This is a genomic window from Pseudomonas indica NBRC 103045 (assembly GCF_002091635.1).
GTDB classification, from domain to species: domain Bacteria; phylum Pseudomonadota; class Gammaproteobacteria; order Pseudomonadales; family Pseudomonadaceae; genus Pseudomonas_M; species Pseudomonas_M indica.
The window spans coordinates 119,654-140,962 of sequence record NZ_BDAC01000011.1 but is presented as its reverse complement, the minus strand read 5'-3'; the positions used below and the strand labels follow the sequence as shown (position 1 = coordinate 140,962).

Annotated in this window: 16 protein-coding genes; 7 read left to right on the top strand and 9 right to left on the bottom strand. The window is 62.8% G+C overall.

The genetic code is table 11. The annotated features are described in order from the left end of the window. Window positions 1-61: 61 nt before the first annotated feature. The 3 genes from PIN01S_RS14735 to PIN01S_RS14725 all read right to left on the bottom strand — a co-directional run bounded on the left by PIN01S_RS14735 (window position 62) and on the right by PIN01S_RS14725 (window position 4,197). Window positions 62-1,225, bottom strand: a complete 1,164-nt coding sequence (locus PIN01S_RS14735) for an isobutyryl-CoA dehydrogenase (protein ID WP_084336438.1) — start codon at window positions 1,223-1,225, stop codon at window positions 62-64. 6 nt (window positions 1,226-1,231) lie between these two features. Beyond that, window positions 1,232-2,482: an ABC transporter substrate-binding protein gene (locus tag PIN01S_RS14730; RefSeq protein ID WP_084336437.1), complete on the bottom strand. Its 1,251-nt coding sequence runs from the start codon at window positions 2,480-2,482 to the stop codon at window positions 1,232-1,234. Window positions 2,483-2,700: 218 nt separating this feature from the next. After that, a complete protein-coding gene (locus tag PIN01S_RS14725) occupies window positions 2,701-4,197 on the bottom strand; it encodes a CoA-acylating methylmalonate-semialdehyde dehydrogenase (RefSeq protein ID WP_084336436.1) in 1,497 nt (498 codons plus the stop codon). Between the two features lie 159 nt (window positions 4,198-4,356). Here PIN01S_RS14725 and PIN01S_RS14720 point away from each other — a divergent pair, with 159 nt between their 5' ends. After that, window positions 4,357-5,238: an AraC family transcriptional regulator gene (locus PIN01S_RS14720; protein WP_084336485.1), complete on the top strand. Its 882-nt coding sequence runs from the start codon at window positions 4,357-4,359 to the stop codon at window positions 5,236-5,238. 558 nt (window positions 5,239-5,796) lie between these two features. After that, a protein-coding gene (locus PIN01S_RS14715; RefSeq protein ID WP_244901451.1) for an IS5 family transposase occupies window positions 5,797-6,695 on the top strand; the annotation gives its coding sequence in 2 pieces (ribosomal slippage) (window positions 5,797-6,139 and window positions 6,139-6,695; 900 coding nt in all). Window positions 6,696-7,318: 623 nt separating this feature from the next. Here PIN01S_RS14715 and PIN01S_RS26405 read toward each other — a convergent pair. Together PIN01S_RS26405 and PIN01S_RS26935 are read right to left on the bottom strand one after the other, a co-directional pair. Continuing rightward, window positions 7,319-7,561 carry a hypothetical protein gene (locus tag PIN01S_RS26405; protein WP_139198594.1) on the bottom strand — a complete coding sequence of 81 codons (243 nt, stop codon included), beginning with the start codon at window positions 7,559-7,561 and terminating at the stop codon, window positions 7,319-7,321. Between the two features lies 1 nt (window position 7,562). Next, window positions 7,563-8,492, bottom strand: a complete 930-nt coding sequence (locus tag PIN01S_RS26935) for a hypothetical protein (protein WP_212633093.1) — start codon at window positions 8,490-8,492, stop codon at window positions 7,563-7,565. A 94-nt stretch (window positions 8,493-8,586) separates the two neighbouring features. On the opposite strand from PIN01S_RS26935, the gene ccoG reads away from it, so the two are divergent. The 3 genes from ccoG (at window position 8,587) to PIN01S_RS14695 (ending at window position 14,592) form a co-directional block, all read left to right on the top strand. Then, the gene (gene ccoG, locus PIN01S_RS14705) at window positions 8,587-9,996 is read left to right on the top strand and encodes a cytochrome c oxidase accessory protein CcoG (RefSeq protein ID WP_084336435.1); all 1,410 of its coding nucleotides are present in this window, start codon (window positions 8,587-8,589) and stop codon (window positions 9,994-9,996) included. A 298-nt stretch (window positions 9,997-10,294) separates the two neighbouring features. Further along, entirely contained in the window at window positions 10,295-11,704 is a 1,410-nt protein-coding gene (gene mapR, locus PIN01S_RS14700; RefSeq protein WP_084336434.1) for a GntR family transcriptional regulator MpaR, read from the top strand. 515 nt (window positions 11,705-12,219) lie between these two features. Beyond that, the gene (locus PIN01S_RS14695) at window positions 12,220-14,592 is read left to right on the top strand and encodes a discoidin domain-containing protein (protein ID WP_212633092.1); all 2,373 of its coding nucleotides are present in this window, start codon (window positions 12,220-12,222) and stop codon (window positions 14,590-14,592) included. Between the two features lie 94 nt (window positions 14,593-14,686). Here the strand turns inward: PIN01S_RS14695 and bla are convergent, their stop codons facing one another. From bla to PIN01S_RS14675, 4 genes are all read right to left on the bottom strand, one after another. Then, a complete protein-coding gene (gene bla / locus PIN01S_RS14690) occupies window positions 14,687-15,571 on the bottom strand; it encodes a class A beta-lactamase (RefSeq protein WP_084336432.1) in 885 nt (294 codons plus the stop codon). 147 nt (window positions 15,572-15,718) lie between these two features. Continuing rightward, entirely contained in the window at window positions 15,719-16,543 is an 825-nt protein-coding gene (locus tag PIN01S_RS14685) for a hypothetical protein (protein WP_084336431.1), read from the bottom strand. A 23-nt stretch (window positions 16,544-16,566) separates the two neighbouring features. Then, window positions 16,567-17,418 carry a hypothetical protein gene (locus PIN01S_RS14680; protein WP_084336430.1) on the bottom strand — a complete coding sequence of 284 codons (852 nt, stop codon included), beginning with the start codon at window positions 17,416-17,418 and terminating at the stop codon, window positions 16,567-16,569. A gap of 249 nt (window positions 17,419-17,667) precedes the next feature. Beyond that, a complete protein-coding gene (locus PIN01S_RS14675; protein WP_084336429.1) occupies window positions 17,668-18,450 on the bottom strand; it encodes an IclR family transcriptional regulator in 783 nt (260 codons plus the stop codon). 105 nt (window positions 18,451-18,555) lie between these two features. Here PIN01S_RS14675 and hmgA point away from each other — a divergent pair, with 105 nt between their 5' ends. Then, window positions 18,556-19,863, top strand: coding sequence for a homogentisate 1,2-dioxygenase (gene hmgA / locus PIN01S_RS14670; RefSeq protein ID WP_084336428.1), 1,308 nt, complete (start codon window positions 18,556-18,558; stop codon window positions 19,861-19,863). Window position 19,864: 1 nt separating this feature from the next. Further along, window positions 19,865-21,169, top strand: a complete 1,305-nt coding sequence (gene fahA / locus PIN01S_RS14665; protein WP_084336427.1) for a fumarylacetoacetase — start codon at window positions 19,865-19,867, stop codon at window positions 21,167-21,169. The last annotated feature ends 140 nt before the right edge of the window (window positions 21,170-21,309 follow it).

The window sequence follows — 21,309 nt, the reverse complement described above, 5'->3', positions numbered from 1 at the left end:
CGGAGCTGCTCCGGTAAGGCCGAACGGCCGACCCGGGCGCCAGGCACCGGGATGGCAACTGCTACAGCAGGCGATCGAGCATGCCGCCTTGGTCGAGCAGGCGGCGCGCGACGATGACCCGCATGATCTCGTTGGTCCCCTCGAGAATCTGGTGCACGCGGGCATCGCGGACCCAGCGCTCGAGCGGGTAATCGTTGAGATAACCATAGCCGCCGTGAAGTTGCAGGGCCTGGTTGCAGAGTTCGAAACAGTGATCGGTGGCGAAGCGCTTGGCCATGGCGCAGTAGAGGCTGGCTTCCGGGTGGCGGTTGTCCAGCTTGTGCGCGGCCAATCGGACCATCTGCCGGCTGGCGGTGAGGTCGGTGAGCATGTCCGCCAGCTTGAATTGCAGCGACTGGAATTCCGCCAACGGCTTGCCGAACTGGCGGCGCTCCTCGACATAGCGCAGCGACTGCTCCAGTGCGCCCTGGGCCGCGCCCAGCGAGCAACTGGCGATGTTGATGCGTCCGCCGTCGAGCCCCTTCATGGCATAGACGAAGCCCTGGCCTTCCGGACCGATGCGGTTGCCGGCGGGAATGCGGACGTTTTCGAAGGTGATGGTGCGGGTCGGCTGGGCGCACCAGCCCATCTTCAATTCGTTGCGGCCATAGCGGACACCTTCGGCATCCGCCGGGACCAGGAAGCAGGAGATGCCCTTGGCGCCGTCTTCGCCGGTGCGCGCCATGACGATCAGCACGTCGGTGGCGCCGGCGCCGGAGATGAAGCACTTGCTGCCGTCCAGCACATAGTGCTCGCCGTCGCGGCGGGCACGGGTGCGCAGGTGGGCGGCATCGGACCCGGCATCCGGCTCGGTCAGGCAATAGGAAGCGAGCAGCTCGCCGCTGACCAGCCCCGGCAGCCAGGCGTCCTTCAACGCCTGGTCGGCGAAGCTGGCGAGCATCCAGGTCGCCATGGTGTGGATGGTCATGTACGCCGTGGTGGCCACGCAGCCGGCGGCGAGTTGTTCGAAGATCAGCGAGGCGGACAGCCGGGACAGGCCCAGTCCGCCGTCGTCTTCGCCGATGTACAGGGCCAGGTAGCCCTGTTCGGCGGCGCGGCGGATCACTTCCGTCGGAAAGTGGTGCTCGCGGTCCCAGTCGGCGGCATGCGGCGCCAGTTCGCGGGTAGCGAAGGCACGTGCGCTGTCGACCAGGAGACGTTGTTCATCGCTGAGTTCGAATTCCATAGGCTCTTATTGCAAGGTGATGGGCTGTCCGGCGGCTTTCCGCTCGGCCTGCCACTCGGTGAGGGTGGGGGCGGCTCGGTCGCCGCTCATGCGGTTGACGATCTCGAAGTAGTCCTGCTTGAACTGATCCTGCATCACCTCTTCCCGCGGCTTGACCTTCACGGCGTAGACGGTCTGCACGTTCTGGTGATCGAAGGCACGCCATTCCTGCTGATCCTTCAGGAGGCTGTAGCGATAGCCTTCCAACGCCTGGATGATGGCCTCGCTGTTCAGGCTGCGGGCGCGCTCTGCCGCGTCGGCCCACTGGCGGACGATGCTGTAGGCGGAGGCTGCCGAGCTGGATGGGTACATCTGGTAGCGTTCGCTGAAGTTCTTCACGAAGGCCATGCCGGCTTCGGATTTTTCCAGCTCGGGTACGCGCCAGGTCCAGGGTTCGGTACCGACCACGCCTTCCATCAGGCCGGGGCCGGCGTCTTCCACCATGCTCTGGGTGAGGTTGGGCACCACGATCTGCATGCGCTTGGTCAGGCCCAGTTCATGGGCGATGCGCATGGCGCGGACCATCTCGTCGCCGAACAGCACCAGGGCGAGCACCTCGGCATCGCTTTCGGCCGCCTGGGTCAGCGCGTCCTGGTAGTCGGACAGGCGTGCGCCGGGGAAGGGCACCTTGACGCTGGGATGGCGGGCTTCGTCGGTGCTGTCGGTAGTCTTGCGCAGGGATTCCTCGGTGGTCAGGCCCCAGGTGTAGTTCGAGGTGATGTAGAAGTAGCGCTTGTTCGGGATGGTCTTGTGCAGGTAGTCGCCGAGAACGCGGGCGCTCATCCAGGCGTTGTTGCACTCGCGGAACATGTAGCGATGACCATCCTTGCCGGTGGTGTCGTTGGAATAGGTGAGGGTGCCGAAGTAGATCAGCCCGCGTTCCTTGGCACGCTTGCTGGCGGCGATGGCCACGGCGCTGGAGGAACCGCCGAACAGCATCGCCGCGCCTTCGTCGGCGAGCTTGTCGACATTGCGTACGGCCTTGGTCGGGCGCGAAGCGTCGTCCCGGCTGGAGATCCGCAGCGGCCGGCCGAGCACGCCACCTTCGGCGTTCAGTTCATCGATGGCAAGCAAGGCGCCACGCATCTGTGCCAATCCTTCTTCCTTGTAGGTTCCAGTGCGGGGGTAGCTGAGCCCGAGAGTAATGGGTTCGGCGGCCTGCGCGCTGGCGCTCAGCCCTGCCCAACAGATCAATGCGGCAAGGGTTTTTGTCTTCATGGAAATTCTCCCTGTTGTTGTTGTTCAATCGAGGAGAATTTGTACGCCGTATTCGCTGTTCACTGCATCTCATTTGTGATGGTGCTGCGACCCATTGCAACTTGTCGTTGTGAAAAACGCACGAGCGTACCCGGATGCCGCATAAAGCCCATTCGGACGGTGTGGGAATCATGTCCGTCTGCGGAAAATGGCATGACATCCGGTGGCGCATCGCCTGCTCACTTCAAATGAATGGTCATGTTCGGCCCGGCCACCACCGGCTCGTCGTCGAACCAGCGGCTGGTCACGGTCTTGGTCTCGGTGAAGAAGCGCACCGCCTGCTTGCCGTAGGCGTGCAGGTCGCCATAGAACGAGCCGCGCCAACCGGTGAAGGAGAAGAACGGCAGGGGCACCGGGATCGGTACATTGATGCCCACCTGGCCTACCTCCACGGCATGCTGGAAGTGCCGCGCCGCACCGCCTGAGCGGGTGAAGATCGAGGTGCCGTTGCCATAGGGGTTGGCATTGATCAGCTCGATGGCGTCTTCGAGCGTGTCCACTTCCAGGCAGATCAGCACCGGGCCGAAGATTTCCTCGCGGTAGATGCTCATCTTCGGCGTCACGCCGCGGAACAGGGTCGGGCCGAGCCAGTTGCCGTCGGGGAAGCCTTCCACCGTGCATTGCGAGCCGTCCACCAGGCACTCGGCGCCTTCCGCCTTGCCTTCGGCGATCAGCCGCTGCACGCGCTGCTTGGCCTGCTGGCTGATCAGCGGGCCATAGGCGGCGTGGGCGTCTTTCCAGTGGCCGGGACGCAGCTCGGCCATCTGCGCGGCCAGCTCCGGAATCCACTCGCGCGCCGCGCCGACGAACACCGCCGTGCTGATCGCCATGCAGCGCTGGCCGGCGGCACCGCAACTGGCGCCGATCAGGTTGCTGATCACCTGGTCCTTGTGCGCATCCGGGAGGATCACCATGTGGTTCTTCGCCCCGGCGAACGCTTGCACGCGCTTCAGATGCGCAGTGCCGGTGCGGTAGACGTGCTGGCCGACCGGCACCGAGCCGACGAAGGAAATGGCGCGGATATCAGGATGAGTGAGGAGGGCGTCGACCTGCTCGCGACCGCCGTGGATCACCTGCAGCACACCCTTGGGTGCGCCGGCTTCGAGGAACAGCTCGGCGAGGCGGTTGGGTGTCAGCGGGTCCTGCTCGGAGGGCTTGAGGACGAAGGTGTTGCCGCAGGCGATGGCCAACGGAAACATCCACAGCGGAATCATCGCCGGGAAGTTGAACGGGGTGATGCCGGCGCATACGCCCAGCGGCTGCATCCAACTGGCGGTGTCGATCTCGCGGGCGACGTTCTCCACCGTCTCGCCCATCATCAGGCTGGCGATGTTGGCTGCGTGCTCGGCCACTTCGATGCCGCGCCAGACATCGCCCTTGGCATCGGCGAAGGTCTTGCCGGTCTCCTCGGCGAGGATTTCCGCCAGCTCGTCGTGATGCTCCTTGAGCAGATGCTGGTAGCGCAGCATGAGCCGCGCCCGCTCCGGCACCGGCACTTCGCGCCACGTGAGGAAGGCCGCCTTGGCACTGGCGATGGCCGCCTCGATCTCTTCATGGGTGGCCTTCGGGGCGAGGGCCAGCACGCGCTGGGTCGCCGGGTCGGTCACTTCGATCAGCTCACGCGAACGGCTCTCGCGCCACTCGCCATCGATCAACTGGGGAATCGTCTTGGCCATCGCATCCTCCGTCGGGATGGTTTTTTTCAGCCTTTATAGCCGCAGTCGGAGCCCCTGTGGATTGACGATATTGGTCTATGGATGGACGATCTTGGGATTGAATTGCCCGGAACCGCCTCGGGCAGGCTCCGCTTCGAACGCGACAAGGACAAGAACGATATGAGCCGCAGCGTCGAAACCTCCAACTGGCCGTTGCCGGCCAATGGCGTTCGCTTCATCACACCGCCCCGCCTGCGTCGCCTGCTGGCGCGCCATCCGCTGGCGGCGGGTTGCTACCCGCTGGCCCTCGGGTTCTACCCGGAGGCTTCCGGGCATCGTATGGAGCGCACCCAGCCGGACGACCACCTGCTGATCTACTGCCGTGCCGGACAGGGCTGGCTGGAAAGCGGGGATGGACGATTCGAGGTGGGTGGTGGCGATCTGCTGCTGCTGCCGAAGGGCGTGGCGCATGCCTACGGCGCCGATGCCGCGCGACCCTGGACACTCTACTGGGTGCACTTCGAAGGCGAACTGGCGGAAGCCTTCCTGCGGCCGCTGGGCAAGGGGCCGGTGTTGCGCATCGGCGTACAACCGCGCCTGCTGGCCGAGTTCGACGCCCTGCTCGGCGTGCGCCGCCAGGGCCTGTCGCTGCCGCACTTCATCCACGCCGCCCACCAGCTCCAATCCCTGCTGGCATCGCTCGCGGTCCTGCCGGCGCGGGCCCAGCTCAAGTCAGGCCGCGTCCTCGACGTGGACGCGGTCCACACGGTAATGCGCGCCCACCTGCACGGCACCCTCAACCTCGACCAACTCGCCGCGCAGTTCAAACTGTCACGCTTCCACTTCGCCAAGACCTACCGCGCCCTGACCGGCCACGCACCGATCCAGGACTTCATCCAACTCAAAATGGCCCACGCCTGCCGCCTCCTCGACGAAGGCGCCCAGAGCATCCGCCAGGTGGCCGAGCAACTGGGATACGAGGACGTCTACTACTTTTCCCGGCTGTTCAGAAAAGTCGTGGGCATGGCGCCAGCGCATTATCGGGCGTTGCATAGGGGGTGAAGGAGGACAAATTAAGCCTTACAGATTTCGATATTCACATGAACATTCTCTAATTTTTAATCTCCAACCCCAATTCGGCCATGCGACCGATGGCGCCTGAAGTGTTTGAAACTACTCGCGATCACCTTCTTCCTCTTCAAGAAAATACGCGAAGAACTCTCCGAAGGAGTCCCATGCCTGCGGCTCTCGGCTCAAATTCTCTTTTCCAATCCGAGGCACATCTATAGCATTGCACCACAAAACCTGCCCGCCTTTATCGCAGTCCATGACTATCAAGCTTTCCGGCGGCTCTCCAAGCACAAGAATTGGCTTGGCAACCCGATTACACGTCGAAGCCTTTTTGTTTCATTCAAAACGTTAGTGGCGGGCCGTTCCGCTATTGCATGCAAAGAAAAGTACTGCAAACCCGCTACCGTCGAAAAATTCAAGCGATTTAGCAAAGTCTTCCGGCAAACGAACGCTAAGCTCCGCCTGCAATTCTTGGACATATGCCGTATTAGGTTCTGTACGAAAAGTCTAAGCGGGTAGAATCGGCGCCATGACAGGCTGGAGGCCCGCATGGCAAAGCGTTACGAACTCCCGGATGCAGCTTGGGAGCTGATCGTTGATCTGGTTTCCCCCGAACAGAAAATGGGGCGACCCCGCAGTGATGACCGACTGATGCTCAATGGCATCTTCTGGCTTCTGTGCTCAGGAGCAGCTTGGCGCGACCTGCCCGAACGGTTCGGCCCATGGTCGACGGTGTATCAGCGGTTTCGTGACTGGCGGGATGACGGCACGTTCGACCAGGTTCTTGAGCGTCTGCACGTTCGCCTGAATCAGGAGGGGTTGATCGATCTGGATACTTGGATGATTGATTCCACAGCGGTGCGAGCAACCCGAGCCTCTTCTGGCGCCGGGAAAAAGGGGGGCCAGAAGAGCCGTTAGATCATGCCTTGGGACGCAGCAGAGGTGGCCTGACCACCAAGATCCATATGGTTTGCGATGCCAACGGCGTGCCTCTGCGCTTTTTGCTGTCGCCGGGTCAGGCCAGCGATATATCGAATGCTCAGGCACTGTTGGATCAGGTGCGCATCCCCGGCAAGCAAGGCCGGCCTCGCAAGCGCTGCCGCTGGTTGCTGGCAGACAAGGGCTACGATGCCGAGCACTTGCGCCAGTACTGCGACCGTTACCGGATGCAGCCTGTGATTCCGCTGCGAACCATGAAGTGCAAGCCCAAACCGGGGCTGCCAAGACTGTTCGATCGACCGAAATATCGGCAGCGCAACATCATCGAGCGGATGTTCGGCTGGTTGAAGGAGAGTCGCAGGATCGGCACTCGTTACGACAAGCTGGCAAGAAGTTTTGCCGCGATGGTCACGTTGGCTTGCATGTTGCGCTGTCTACGGCAGTACGTACAGAACCTAGTGGCCTGTTTGGTTAATTCAGTTAGTCAATTTCGGCGCCTGAGGCCCTGATACTGCGTTGCCGCTCCTCGCCATAGCCCTGCTATGACTCGTCGCGGCGCCTTGCCTCAGAACCTCAGTCATCCGAACTTGAGTTAACAAATTAACCGCACAGGCCACTAGTGAAGTCATCTGACGCCTTGAACTGCTTAACTGTTATGTTCTCAGAGTGCAAACGCCTTACACTGTTCTTTCAATAGTTGATATCGCTCGGTACTCGTTAGATCTGGAGCCAATTTTGCTGCTCGATAGCTCGCTTGAAACTCATCCAAATATGACCCGGGAGCAAAATCTCTTCCCGCCAACGTTGAATACCTATGGCCTACTACTTCATGGGCCAAGGTAGTCCTCATAGAAAATCGATCTACGACAGAAGATGTCACACCAGTTCCAGGATAGATATCGGGTCCAACGAAAACAGTATCCAACAGATCACTATAGTTTGACGGCGCGTCGTAGCTATGGAATCGAATATTGTCAGCGTCAGTACCAAGCACTTTTGCACAATCTAAGACATCTTGCTGCTGACCACTTGTTAATGGTGTTGTGTTACGGTTCGCACCACCGCTGAACCTCACATTGTTGTTTGGAACAACCCTCGATAAGGCAATCTTATCAAGGGTTTGTCCACGAACTTACTCTTCAGCTTCCTTTAACAAAATTGCTCTGCCCAACTCCGTAATGCTGTAAAGGGGTGATGGATAACGAGGATCAGATTTCGTTGTTATAAAACCTTCGTCGATCAGTGCTTGCAATACTTCCGTAGAATTCACTACACCTCCCAATCCTTTGGCATTTAAACCCCTTTCAATTTGATACCAGGTCCACTTTCCATCATGTTTTGCAATCATTTTCAATATGAGTATCTTCGTTTCCATTTTAGAAGCCCTCCATCAACTTGATTGCTTCTGGATGATACAGATAGGGATCTGTATTTGGTCCAGGTATTCGATACTCCTCAAGCGTCGCTGTATGCGTGTTATTCCACAGATTTCGCTGCTGCATTAGGTCAACAGGCTGCCCGGTCTCCCAACCTAGACGCCTATAGCGCACATACTCTCGCAGCTCATGAGAGTAAAAATTACGATCAACCTGGGTTGGTTCAATTTCACCGCTTGCGATTTTACGCAAGCGGTCAATCATATACTGGTTGGCTTCATCTGGACCAAATCGAGCAGTATGCTTTTCAACTACATCAATACCGCGATCAGTAAACTTAATTTTGTCATTGTAGAGATCACGTAGAGGTCCGCCCGCTAGGTCAGGGTCAAATTCACGACCACTATATGCACCCCTCGCGCCTAAATGCGTATTGTTTGGAACCAAAACCCCCGCAAACCTAGCCTCAGCCCTCGCAGCAGCCAGTGCAGTTATGCCCGACAATATCCCTCTAGTCGCACCTGCACCTACACCAAAGCCAGGCAACGCCATTAAAGGATCAAGCAGCTTATCCGCCCCAGTCGAATGCATCACCTCAGCAAACGACCCAATCAATGCACCACCCAGGTTCAGGGGAATGTTACCGACATTGCTCGCCCCTGCCAAAAGATCATGGATCAAGTCACCATTGGGAGACACTCGCGGGACAATGGAGTAATCGTCATAGAAGTCGAGAGCCGATCTAGCCTGTGATCTGCGCGGGTAAGGCCTGTCCAACACCTCGCCAGTGGCGAAATTCATAAGCGGAACATCTTCATTGAGCGGCCCATGGACAGGTGCCACGTAACCGCCCAACGACAAAATTTCTTGATGACGTGAGGGGAGGGCGGGACCCGCAAAGCAGGCGTATCCAAATGCCAATGCATCCATCTGATCCGTATTTTCCCGCCTCACCTGAGTCTGTTATGAAAACAGCGCTCGCCCGATGATCACCTCGCCTGAAATAGCCTGACGGGGCGTCGCCATGACCCAACGTATTCCCGCCCGGATCATCGAGACCGTCGATGCCGGCAAGCCGATTCGCCTTACGCCCGCACAAAGCGGTGGGCCCATTCATACCCGCAGTTTCAGCGGGCGTTTTCGCAACTGGCGCCTGGTGGGCGGTGGGTTGCTGTTCCTGTTGTTCTTCGGTACCGCCTGGCTGGACTGGGACGGTCGCCAGGCGGTGCTCTGGGACCTGGGCAAGCAGCAGTTCCACATCTTCGGTGCGACCTTCTGGCCGCAGGATTTCATTCTGCTCTCGGCATTGTTGATCATTGCCGCGTTCGGTCTGTTCTTCATCACGGTGCTGGCCGGGCGGGTCTGGTGTGGGTATGCCTGTCCGCAGAGCACCTGGACCTGGGTTTTCATGTGGGCGGAAAAGATCACCGAGGGCGACCGGCACCAGCGCATCAAGCTCGACGCCGCGCCCTGGTCGGCCGGCAAGCTGTTGCGCCGCACCACCAAGCATGCCCTCTGGCTGGCGGTCAGCCTGGTCACGGCGCTGGCCTTCGTCGGCTATTTCACCCCGGTGCGCGAGTTGGTCCGCGATCTGTTCACGCTCCAGCTCGATGCGGCCACCGGTTTCTGGGTGTTCTTTTTCACTGCCGCCACCTACGTGAACGCCGGTTGGCTGCGGGAGAAGGTGTGCCTGCACATGTGCCCGTATTCGCGCTTCCAGAGTGTGATGTTCGATCGCGACACCCTGATCGTTTCCTATGACGCGGCGCGTGGCGAAAGCCGGGGCGCCCGTAAGATCGGCAGCGACCCGCGCGCCCAGGGTCTGGGCGATTGCATCGACTGCACCGTCTGCGTCCAGGTCTGTCCGACCGGCATCGACATCCGCGACGGCCTGCAACTGGATTGCATCAGCTGCGGCGCCTGTGTCGATGCCTGCGACAGCGTGATGGACAAGATGGGCTATGCCCGCGGGCTGATCCGCTACACCTCCGAGCGCGCCTTGCAAGGGGGCCGGACTCGCTACTTGCGCCCGCGCCTGGTGGGGTACGCCGTGGCGATGGTGGTGATGATCGGCGCGTTCGTCTGGGCCTTGCAGGTGCGTCCGCTGATTTCCCTGGACGTGACCAAGGACCGCACGTTGTTCCGCGAGAATGCCGCCGGGCAGATCGAGAACGCGTACAGGCTCAAGGTGATCAACAAGACCCAGCAGACTCGCCAGTACGCCGTGTCGCTCGCCGCCGGACCGTTCGAACTCCACGGCCAGCGCCGGCTGAGCCTGGAGCCGGGGGAAATCCTCGACCTGCCGGTGAGCGTGGCGCTGGTCGATGAAACGGCCCGCGTCACGGCGCGGACCCTGCGCTTCGAAGTCGTCGACCTGGCGGACCCGACGAGTCGGGTGGGCACTGAGAGCACCTTCGTCGCGCCCGTTCGTTGAGGGAGGCTGCCATGTGGCTGCCGGCGCCTTTAGAACCTGTTTACGGTCTGCTGCGCGTCGGCCCTGCTGCGTTGAAAACAGGTCGGGCCGCGCAGGTCGGGCCGCGTAGGCTGGATCGCCAGCCCGGTCGGAATGCTCATTTACAACTCGTAAAGTCGAATGCGACCCCAGCCGCTTCCTCGCCTGCGCGGCCCGGCCTGTTTTCATGGGGCCGCCGAGGCCTTGCATGGCTCTAGCTCGCGAGATCGTAAACAAGTTCTTAGACTCGGACCCATCGCCCTCGCTGAGCCAGGACAGGATGAAGCGCTACGAGAAATTCGCCGACGAAATCGCCGAGCTGATCCGTACCGGCGTGCTCGCGCCGGGGGAGCGGGTGCCCTCGGTGCGTCATGCCAGCCGCACCTATGGGGTCAGCCCGTCCACGGTGTTCCAGGCCTATTACTTGCTGGAAGACCGTGGCCTGATCCAGGCGCGGGCGCGCTCCGGCTACTTCGTCCGCGAGCACGCCAAGCGGCCGTTGCACGAGCCGGATATCGGCACGCGGGCGGCGGAGACCACCGATGTCGGCGTCAGCGAGCTGGTGTTCTCCGTGCTCGCCTCGCTGCGCGACCCGGAGACCGTGCCTTTCGGCTCGGCCTTCCCCAGCCCGGAACTGTTTCCCATGGCCCGCCTGGCGCGCTCCATGGCACAGAGCGTGCGCGACATGCCGGCGCGCGAGGTGATTGCCGAGATGACCGCCGGCAACCCCGACCTGCGCCGGCAGATCGCCCTGCGCTATATGGTCAGCGGCGTGATGCTGCCGATGGAGGAGCTGGTGATCACCAGTGGGGCGATGGAGGCGCTCAACCTTTGCCTGCAGGTCGTCACCACGCCGGGCGATCTGGTGGCCATCGAGTCGCCGGCGTTCTACGCGACGCTGCAGGTGTTGGAGCGGCTGAAGCTGAAGGCGGTGGAAATCCCCGTCCACCCGCGCGAGGGCATCGACCTGGATGTGTTGACCGACAGCTTGGCGCGCCTGCCGATCAAGGCCTGCTGGTTCATGAGCAGCCTGCAGAACCCATTGGGGGCGAGCATGGGGACGGAGAAGAAACAGGCGCTGTACGCCTTGCTCCAGCAGCATCAGGTGCCGCTGATCGAGGATGACGTCTACGCCGAGCTGTACTTCACCAAGGATCCGCCGAAGCCGGTGAAGAGCTTCGACCGCGACGGGCTGGTGATGCACTGCGGCTCCTTCTCCAAGAGCCTGGCGCCCGGCTACCGCATCGGCTGGGTGGCTGGCGGGCGCTTCGCCGAGCAGATCAGCCGGCTCAAGTTGATGACCACCATTTCCCCGTCGGTGCCGGCCCAGGCGGCCATCGCCGACTACCTGCAACACGGCGGCTACGACCGCCACCTGCGCAAGCTGCGCCACGCGCTGGAGATGCAGCAGGCCGCCATGCTCGCCTCGGCGGCCCGGCACTTCCCGGCCAGCACGCGGGTGACCCGGCCCAGCGGCGGCTATTTCCTCTGGTTCGAATTCCCCGAGCAGGTGGATTCGCTGCAACTGCTGCAACTGGCCCTGGCCCAGGGCATCAGCCTGGCACCGGGACCGATCTTTTCGGCGACCCAGCGCTTTCGCAATTGCGCCCGGCTCAACCACGGGCATCCGTGGGATGCCCGCAGCGAGCGGGCGATGGAGTTATTGGGGCGGATGATCCGTTCGTTCTGAGAGGATTCACGGCCTCAACCATCTGCCACGCATGATCGGAATCATCGACCCGCTGTCCAGCAAACCTTCCCATATCCCTTCTCTCGCCAGCGGCAGAGCGGTGGTGCGTATCACCATAATCAGGCGGTAAGTCACACCATGGTGATGATCCTGTCCGCAAAGTCTGGAACGTCGCATTGATAAAACGGTAGTTACCCGTTACCAAACACCGACTGACCGAACGGTCGGGCAGATGACGCTCAGTCATTGCCACGTCTCTATAAACCTTCCGCCTTGTTGATGGGAAATCCTACATGCTCGATAGGATCAGCTCTGCTGCCGTACTGCTCTTGTTGAGCTCAGTCGTACTCGTGGGTTGTCTGGAAAAAGGAGGGGGGAATACCAGGACGGTAGCCAACTCCGAGGTTCCGATTGTCACGGAACCCGAAGACCCATCGGTCCCTGACGTCACGGACCCAGGCGACCCCGAGGTCCCTGCTGTCCCGGATCCAAGCGAGCCTGAGCCACCCGTTGTCGTGGAACCAGAACGTCCCGAGGTCCGCGTTCTCACGCATCCAGGCGCTCCACTCACCCTCTCGGACCTCGAGACCCTCAAGGCGTACATCGAAGAAGGCCGGGAGCCCTGGAAGTCGGCCTATAACCTGTTGGCGAAGGACGGCAGGGCCCAGGCCACCTATGGCATGGCAGGCCCGTTCGCGAAGGTGAGCCGCGCCCCCGACGAGAACCTATGGCCGTGGCGCGTCGACATGATGGCGATCTGGAATCTGTCGCGGATGTGGTATTTCACCCAGGACGACAAATACGCGATCAAGGCCCGTGAGGTGCTGCTCGCCTGGGCCACCACCCACACCGAGTTCGCGGGTCGCGAGTCGATGCTCGATTTGGGCGATTACGCCTACATGTTGGTGGGTGGCGCCGATATCCTGCGCGGCACCTGGTCGGGCTGGAGCGAAGCCGACACGGCGGTGGTCAAGAAGTACTTCAAAGAAGTCCTGATGCCCGCGTCGAACCCCTATGGCGAGAGCCAGTTCGGGGCCGCCAACAAGGGCGCACTGGCCCTCGTTTCCCTCGGTTTGCTGGCGATCTACAACGACGATATCGAAACGCTGAACCGGGTCGTGTATCAGACCCGTACGCTCGCCCATATCGGTCTGCGCAGCTCCAACGACATCGGCATGCTCGGCGACTACCTGCGCGACCAGGGGCACGCCCATGGGCAACTCAAGTCCTTGGTCATGCTCGCCGAGGCGCTCTGGAAGCAGGGCATCGACATCTATTCCGATCTTGACGACCGCCTGCTGGCGGCGGGCGAATACTTCGCCCGGGTGAACGAGCTGGTGCCGACGACGGCCCTTCCTTTCGGCACCACCGACGCCTATTACCTGGCCGACAACACCAACCGCGGCTGGGGCGGGGGCTTCGGCGGGAACATAGTGCTCAACCAGATCTACGGCGCCTACGTCCTGCGCAAGGGCCTGCAGGCACCCTTTATCTCTCAGCGTCGCGTCTGGATGCCGACGGACGGCTCCAGCTTCATGTTCCTCAAGGACTCCGACACCTCGAGGGCGGCGCCCGGACCTGCGCTCCCGATCCCTTCGACCGCTTCGATCACCTCGGGATTCAGCGGCATCGATATCGGCGGTGCCACCCCGGCCGGCAAGGCCACTTACTACGATGGCCTGGGCAAATGGACCGTGGAGGGAGGGGGCTTCGATATCTGGAAAGCAGGCGACAGTGGTCACTTCGCTTACAAGGCCATCACCGGCAACAGTGCCATCATTGCGAAGGTCGAGTCGGTGCAAACCTCCAGCCTATCCGCCAAAGCGGGTGTGATGATGCGCACGAGTCTCGATGTGGGGGCTCCCCGTGCCTGGATGGCCATCACCGGTGGGGGCAATCTCGAGCAGAACATGCCGAACCTCGCCGTATATGGTGGGACCAACTACGGGAACAAGGTCCTCGCCCGATCCTTGCCATCGTACTGGGTGAAGCTGGAGCGCATTGGCAACATCATTACCGGCTACGTTTCTCCGGATGGCACCAACTGGGCGGCCACCAATGTCGGTCGCATCAACGCCCCCGTGCCCGATACGATCTATGTCGGCCTGGTGGTCTCCTCGGCCGATAACGGAACGCTGAATAGTGCCACCTTCAGCAACGTACACATCACCGACGGCGACGGTGGCGCGCCGATCTTCACCCCCGCCGCGCCCGCCGCCCTTTTGGCCTCGCCGGGAGATGGCGCCGTTCCGCTGCGCTGGCAGTCGTCCTTCGGGGCTACCAGTTATACGGTCAAGCGCTCCACCTCCCGGGGCGGCTCGTACTCGACCATCGCGTCGGGCATCAAGGGCAGCAGCTACACGGACACGTCGGTGACCAATGGCACGACCTACTACTACCGCGTCACGGCGACCAACTCCGCCGGCACCAGCGATGACTCTCCCGAGGACACTGCCACACCGATTCGCCCGCTGGTGTACGTCGCTACCGGCGGCACTGCCAACGACAGTGCGAACAACACGACTAACGCCCGGAGCGTCTTCGACCAGAATTCGCTGACAGAATGGTTCTACGGAGGCACGAGTGGCTGGCTGCAGTATGACCTCGGCCGCACGGAAATCGTCCAGCGCTATACGGTCGCCAGTTCCTTCGACAAGGCCCCGCGCGATCCGAAGGACTGGCAATTCCAAGGCTCCAACGATGGCGTCACCTGGGCGACGCTCGACACGCAAAGCAACCAGACGTTCACCTGGCGCTACGATATGAAGCACTACGAGGTCGCAAGTCCTGCCCCCTATCGCTACTACCGGCTCAACATCACAGCCAACAATGGCGATGGCGCCTTCATAGCGCTCGGCGAATTCGGGCTGTTCGCTGCCAAGCCGTAGTTAACCAATGTCGATTGAAGCAGGCGGATAACCTGGGCGCGTTGTACGTGCTCAGGCATCCGACCTGATCTGTGAGTCCTGCCTTCCGACGAAATCAGAGCCCTGCCACCAGCCTGCCAACCTCGGCGATGGCTGCGTTGCGCCGGTTCATGTCCGCGTCGCTGCCGGTGAGGTAGACCGTCACCAGCATCGGCTCGCGCCGGGGCGGCCAGAGAATGGCGATGTCGTTGGCGGTGCCGCGATCGCCGGAGCCGGTCTTGTCGCCGACGCGCCAGTCCTTCGGCAGGCCAGCGCGGAGTCGGGCGTCGCCGGTCTTGTTGGCGACCAGCCAACCCAGCAGGCGCTCGCGGGAGGCCGGCGACAACGCTGTGCCCAGCAGCAGTTCGCGCATGTCGGCGAGCATCGCGGCGGGCGTGGTGGTGTCGCGTGGGTCGCCGGGAAGGGCCTCGTTCAGGGCAGTCTCGTAGCGGTCGAGCCGAGTGATGTCGTCGCCCAGGCTACGGGCGAAGGCGGTGAGCCCTTCCGGCCCGCCCAGGCTGTTCAGCATCAGGTTACCGGCGGTGTTATCGCTCAGGGTGACGGCCGCTTCGCACAGCTCGGCCAGGGTCATACCTTCGCCGTCGGCGCGCGGACCGGTGGCCGGCGAATACTCGACGAGATCGGCTGCCGCGAACTTCACGCGGCGCTCCAGGCTGTCCAGCCCCTGGTCCTGGCGGGCGAGAATCGCCGCGGCGGCAAGGAACTTGAAAGTGCTGCACATCGGGAAGCGTTCGTCCTGGCGCCAGCCGGCCCGCAGGCCGGTGCCGAGGTCCAGCAGCGCCACCCCGAGGCGGCCGCCAATGTCGTCTTCGATCCGGGCCAACCGCCGCTCGAAGGCTTCGGTGCCTGCACGGTCTCCCGCCATGGCGGGCCTGATACCCATGAGGCCAGCGAGGGAGCCGGCCAGCAAAACCCCTGTGAACGTGCGTCTATCGAGCATCCGATGTCCTCCTTGTGGGACGGTGACTATCGGCCAGCCAGGCGAATCGGGCAAACGATTGTTGACCGATTCGACGGGTTTGGGCGGAAGGCACAGTCGATGCGGGCGTTCAGCGAAGGGGGGCTGGCGGCAGGAGAGGAGGTCTGATCACAGCACGATGATGGCGTTGCTGGGCGTGGTATTCACCGAAAAGTGAGGGCCGCGTACCAGCTTGCGGATGTCCTTCACTTCGCCGAAGACACCCTGGTGGGCCCAGCCCGGCAACACCTTTGCCCCCGCGTATTCGGTCCAGGACCAGACGCTCCAGGACTCGCCTGTCCGATCCGGCTCGAAGTAATGCCAGCCCTGTGCGTCTCGCCCCTGGCTCAGGTCGCAGATGTCGAGATAGAGCCTACCCAGACCCTGACCCAGCAGCGCCATGTTGTAGCCGTTGGGCAGACTGGCCTGTTGGAACACTGCCTGGAGGCGCGGATGCAGCCCGTTGACGATCGCCTGCTTGGCCGCCTGGATCGCACCGGCCTGGCTGGCGGCCACGTAGGGACCGCCGGTGACGGCAGCCTGCACGGCGTTCTGCACCGCCCGCAAGGTAATGTCATAGGCGCGAAGGATGTCCCGGCAATGTTCTTCCTCCGCATGCTGCGAGTCGGTGGCAATCGCCTGGGACACTTCGACGTAGATGCGCCGGTTTCCCGGCCCGGCGACGAAATTCGTCAGTGAGCCATTCCAGAACATGAGATTCGTCGAGTGCAGCCCCGGCCCTAGGTGGAAGGCCTGGTTGTCGCCCTCATGGGCGGGCTGGGTGAGCTGGACGGAGGCCGACCAGGCATTCACGTTCACTGGCACACAATGGATCGTGAAAGTGGGGGCGATGAAATTGACCGGGGGCGAGGTGGTGCCGAAGTCGTCCGGGCTGCCTCCCTGGGCGGTGAGCAAGGCGCGGGTGGCGACGACGGTGGATTGGTGGGTGAGCATCGTGTTTTCCTGGGGTTGGCGTTTCACTTCGTCGACTTATTCGACTCGTAGAACTTCATCAGGATGAACTTCCAGAGCAGGTTCAGCTTCTCCTCGTTATCCAGGAAATCGTTCAGGTGCAGGATGCGGTGCTCGCGTGGGTCGAAGCCCTTGGGCAGGTTGTCGAAGGTGCAACTGACGGTATCCGACACCAGCAGGAAATCGTTGATCTGCAACAGCCAACTGGCGGCGGGCGCGTTGACGAAGACGTTGAGCAGCCGCTTCAGTGCCGTGTACTCCATGCTGCCGCGGTTGATCAGGCGGATGATGAACATCACGTCGCGGCGCAGTTGCAGCGGGAGCGGGTAGATCGCATTGCAGCCGTACTTGTGGTTGCCCGAGGTCGGGCTGGTCAACGGCAGGCCCAGCGCCGCCAGGACGATGGTGCAGAACCCGCAGTGCGGCTGGTCGGTGACGAAGTGCGTGGCGGGCACCGACTGGCCGTTGGCGAGGAAAACCCGGCCGTACCGCAGCACCCAGTAACCGCGCTGCAGCATGGCCTGCAGCGCGCGCATTTCCGAATGCATATTGGTGTCGGTGCTGTAGCGTTCCGTCAGGCCGCTCGGCAGGGTGACGGTGGTGGTCGCCTTTTCCTCGCCCTGCATGGCGTAGGGCTGCAAGGGTTGCGTGATGTCGCTGCGGATTTTGTCGATGGAGGCGACCACGCCGGCGCTCTTCTCGCCGAACTTCACGTCGATCTGCGTCTTGGCATTGAAGCGCGGCGCCTGGACCTGGGAGTCGCGGTACTGCCGCAAGGGGCACGGGTTGGTGATGCAGAGGGGAAATTGCTCGCCCGCGTTCCAGCTTTTGCCACATCCCTGTTGAGTGCAGAACATCCCTGACACCTCTGCGCAATCCGGCGATGGAGGAGATATAGCAGGGGTTACGGCAGAGTCAAATTCCCGGGAAAGGGTGCCGTTGGGCGAATGAATTCGTTCCTACAGCTGCGTCGCAAGCCCAGCGGAGTCGCCGAGCGCAAAAACTGCGAGCCCGCACATACTGCCCCCTCGCCCCATTGGGGAGAGGGCGGGGTGAGGGGGCGGAGTGAAGGTCACAGAAAATGTATCCCGTAACACAAACAGACCCTACAAAACCTCTCCCCCCATCCGCGCACTGATCAACCGCGCGCCCTCCAACAACCGCCGCGCCGCCGCTCCATCCGGTTCCGCCTTGAACCCTGGCTCGGCACCGACCACCGTGATCACCCCCACCAACCGCCCACCCGCCGCGAACAGCGGCGCCGAGAGCGCATTCACCCCGGCCATCAGCAAACCGTGCACCGATTGCAGATGCGTCGTGCGGATCGCCTCGACGGTCTCTTGCAGCGTCGTGGGCGAGGGCGCACCCGCTGCCTTCAATTCCTTTTCGCGCAAGGGAGCGGTTTCCAGATCGGGCAGAAAGGCGTTGAACACCAGCCCGGTGGACGACCCCAGCAGCGGTAGCACCGAACCCACCTGGGTGACCAGGGTGATCGCCCGCACCGCCTGCTCCACATGCACCACCGTCGGCCCGCGATTGCCCCACACGGCGAGGAAGCAGGTCTCGTTCAGTTCGTCGCGCAGCTCCGCCAGACAGGGCGTGGCCACCTTCACCACATCCAGCCGGCCCAGCGCGGCCAGGCCGACGAACAGCGCCGCCTGGCCCAGGCCATAGTGATTGGTGGCTGGGTCCTGCTCGGCGAAGCCGCTGGCGATCAGCGCCTGCAAGTAGCGGTGTACCTTGCTCGCCGGCATGCCGACGTGCTCCGCCAACCGCGACAGCGAGGTGGCCGGCGCCAATTCCGCCAGCCCCTTGAGGATGTCCGTGCCGACTTCCGCAGCCTGGACCTTCTGCCGCCTGGGCGCTGTCTCTGCAATATCGCTTGTCATGAATCTTCAACTGCCTGCGAGGGAAGGCGGTTTTATAGCTTGACGCTCTGGGTCAATCAAATTACTTTTTGCGTAAATCGTTTACGCAAAATGCGAGAGAAGGCCATGCACACACAAGAACAATCCGCTGCAGCCCTTTCCTACCAGTCGGGCTTCGGCAACGAATTCGCCAGCGAAGCGCTGCCCGGCGCCCTGCCGGAAGGGCAGAACTCCCCGCAGAAGGTGCCCTACGGGCTGTATGCCGAACTGCTCTCCGGAACCGCCTTCACCGTGCCGCGCAGCGAGGCGCGGCGCACCTGGATGTACCGCATCCGTCCCTCCGCCAGACACGGCCAGTATCAGCGCCTCGAACGCCAGATCGCCGGTCGCGAACTCGGCCCGGTCACCCCCAACCGCCTGCGTTGGGACCCGCTGGAGATGCCGCCGGCGGGCACCGACTTCATCGACGGCCTAGTGCGCATCGCCGCCAACGGCGAAGGCGAGCAGCCCAACGGCGCGAGCATCTACCGCTACGCCGCCAGCGCCTCCATGGAACGGGTGTTCTTCGATGCCGACGGCGAACTGCTGCTGGTGCCGGAAAGCGGCCGGCTGCGCCTCGTCACCGAACTCGGTGTGCTCGAGGTGGAACCGCTGGAAATCGCGGTGATCCCGCGCGGCATGAAATTCCGCGTCGAACTGCCGGAGGGCAACGCCCGCGGCTACGTCTGCGAAAACCACGGCTGCGCCTTGCGCCTGCCCGACCTCGGCCCCATCGGCAGCAACGGCCTGGCCAACCCGCGCGACTTCCTCGCCCCGGTAGCGCACTACGAAGAGCGCGACGAGCCGGTGCGGCTGGTGCAGAAATTCCTCGGCGAACTCTGGGCCACCGACCTCGGTCACTCGCCGCTGGATGTGGTCGCCTGGCACGGCAATAACGTGCCCTACAAGTACGACCTGCGCCGCTTCAACACCATCGGCACGGTCAGCTACGACCACCCGGACCCGTCCATCTTCACCGTGCTCACCTCGCCCAGCGCGATTCACGGCATGGCCAACATCGACTTTGTGATCTTCCCGCCGCGCTGGATGGTGGCGGAGAACACCTTCCGTCCGCCGTGGTTCCACCGCAACCTGATGAACGAATTCATGGGCCTGATCCAAGGCGCCTACGATGCCAAGGCCGGCGGCTTCGTGCCGGGCGGCGCCTCGCTGCACAATTGCATGAGCGCCCACGGCCCGGACCACGTTTCAACCGAACAGGCCATCAACGCCGAGTTGAAGCCGCACAAGATCGAGAACACCATGGCCTTCATGTTCGAGACCGGCCAGGTCCTGCGGCCGACCCGCCACGCCCTGGAATGCCCGCAACTGCAACAGGACTACGACGCCTGCTGGGCCGGCCTGACCAAGACATTCGACCAGAACGGGAAATGACATGACCGCACACAACGAACGGCGTAGCTGGGTGGACTCGGCCAACGGCCACCCCGACTTTTCCCTCGCCAACCTGCCCCTGGGCATATTCAGCCGCCCTGGCCTGACCCCGCGCGGCGGTGTCGCCATCGGCGACCGCATCCTCGACCTCAAGGCCGCGCTGGATGCCGGCCTGTTCGACGGCACCGCCCGCCAGGCCGCCGAAGCCGCCAGCGGCGACAGCCTCAACGCCTTCTTCGCCCTCGGCGCCCCGGCGCGGCGTGCCCTGCGCGAGGCCCTGCAAGGCCTACTGGATGCGGACAGCCTGCAGCGCGAGCGCCTCCAGGCCCTCGGCGAAACCCTACTGCAGCCCATGGCTGCCTGCCGGCTGCACCTACCGGCGCGGATCGGCGACTACACGGACTTCTACGTCGGCATCCACCACGCCACCAACGTCGGCAAGCTGTTCCGCCCGGACAACCCACTGCTGCCCAACTACAAATATGTGCCCATCGGCTACCACGGCCGCGCCTCCACCATCGACGTCTCCGGCGCGGCGGTGAAGCGCCCCAACGGCCAGACTCTGGCGCCGGGTGCCAGCGAACCGAGCTTCGGCCCGAGCAAGCGCCTCGACTACGAACTGGAACTGGGCATCTGGATCGGTGAAGGCAACGCCCGTGGCGAAGCCATCCCGATTGCCGAGGCGGGCAGCCACGTCGCCGGCTTCTGCCTGCTCAACGACTGGTCCGCGCGCGACGTCCAGGCCTGGGAATACCAGCCCCTCGGCCCGTTCCTCTCCAAGAGCTTCGCCACCAGCGTGTCGCCCTGGGTCGTTACCGCCGAGGCCCTGGAACCCTTCCGCTGCGCCCAACCGCCGCGCCCCGAAGGCGATCCGCGCCCGCTGCCCTACCTGTGGGACGAGCGCGACCAGCAGGCCGGCGCCCTGGACATCGAACTGGAAGTGCTGCTGCTCACCGACGCCATGCGCGAGCAGGGCCTGGCGCCGCAGCGCATCGCCCTCAGCAACACGCTGAACATGTACTGGACCGTCGCCCAGATGGTCGCCCACCACAGCGTCAACGGCTGCAGCCTGCAACCCGGCGACCTGTTCGGCTCCGGTACCCTCTCCGGCGAGCGCCCGGAAAGCTTCGGCAGCCTCCTGGAACTCACCCAAGGCGGCAAACAGCCGCTGCACCTGCCGAGCGGAGAAACCCGCACCTTCCTCGAAGACGGCGACGAGATCATCCTCAAGGCCCGCTGCCGCCGAGACGGCTACCCGTCCATTGGTTTCGGCGAGTGCCGGGGCAGGGTTCTGCCGGCTGCTTGATCGCTACACCGCAACATCCCGGGCCGGGCGACGGAAGTCCCCGGCCCGCCCTTTTTCGGTGGGAAAAAAGCTCCTGCGACACTGTGCCCCAGGCCCGCCGGGCGGGGCCGGGGCTTTAGTTGACTCCGGTCAAATCGCCT

Excerpts from the sequence above, each read along its gene's own strand:
- PIN01S_RS14685 (WP_084336431.1), bottom strand. The coding sequence starts at position 16,543 with ATGCTCACCCACCAATCCACCGTCGTCGCCACCCGCGCCTTGCTCACC.
- hmgA (WP_084336428.1), top strand. The coding sequence starts at position 18,556 with ATGCACACACAAGAACAATCCGCTGCAGCCCTTTCCTACCAGTCGGGC.
- PIN01S_RS14720 (WP_084336485.1), top strand. The coding sequence starts at position 4,357 with ATGAGCCGCAGCGTCGAAACCTCCAACTGGCCGTTGCCGGCCAATGGC.
- PIN01S_RS14730 (WP_084336437.1), bottom strand. The coding sequence starts at position 2,482 with ATGAAGACAAAAACCCTTGCCGCATTGATCTGTTGGGCAGGGCTGAGC.
- PIN01S_RS14680 (WP_084336430.1), bottom strand. The coding sequence starts at position 17,418 with ATGTTCTGCACTCAACAGGGATGTGGCAAAAGCTGGAACGCGGGCGAG.
- ccoG (WP_084336435.1), top strand. The coding sequence starts at position 8,587 with ATGACCCAACGTATTCCCGCCCGGATCATCGAGACCGTCGATGCCGGC.
- PIN01S_RS26405 (WP_139198594.1), bottom strand. The coding sequence starts at position 7,561 with ATGGAAACGAAGATACTCATATTGAAAATGATTGCAAAACATGATGGA.
- bla (WP_084336432.1), bottom strand. The coding sequence starts at position 15,571 with ATGCTCGATAGACGCACGTTCACAGGGGTTTTGCTGGCCGGCTCCCTC.
- fahA (WP_084336427.1), top strand. The coding sequence starts at position 19,865 with ATGACCGCACACAACGAACGGCGTAGCTGGGTGGACTCGGCCAACGGC.
- PIN01S_RS14735 (WP_084336438.1), bottom strand. The coding sequence starts at position 1,225 with ATGGAATTCGAACTCAGCGATGAACAACGTCTCCTGGTCGACAGCGCA.
- PIN01S_RS14725 (WP_084336436.1), bottom strand. The coding sequence starts at position 4,197 with ATGGCCAAGACGATTCCCCAGTTGATCGATGGCGAGTGGCGCGAGAGC.
- PIN01S_RS26935 (WP_212633093.1), bottom strand. The coding sequence starts at position 8,492 with ATGGATGCATTGGCATTTGGATACGCCTGCTTTGCGGGTCCCGCCCTC.
- PIN01S_RS14675 (WP_084336429.1), bottom strand. The coding sequence starts at position 18,450 with ATGACAAGCGATATTGCAGAGACAGCGCCCAGGCGGCAGAAGGTCCAG.
- mapR (WP_084336434.1), top strand. The coding sequence starts at position 10,295 with ATGAAGCGCTACGAGAAATTCGCCGACGAAATCGCCGAGCTGATCCGT.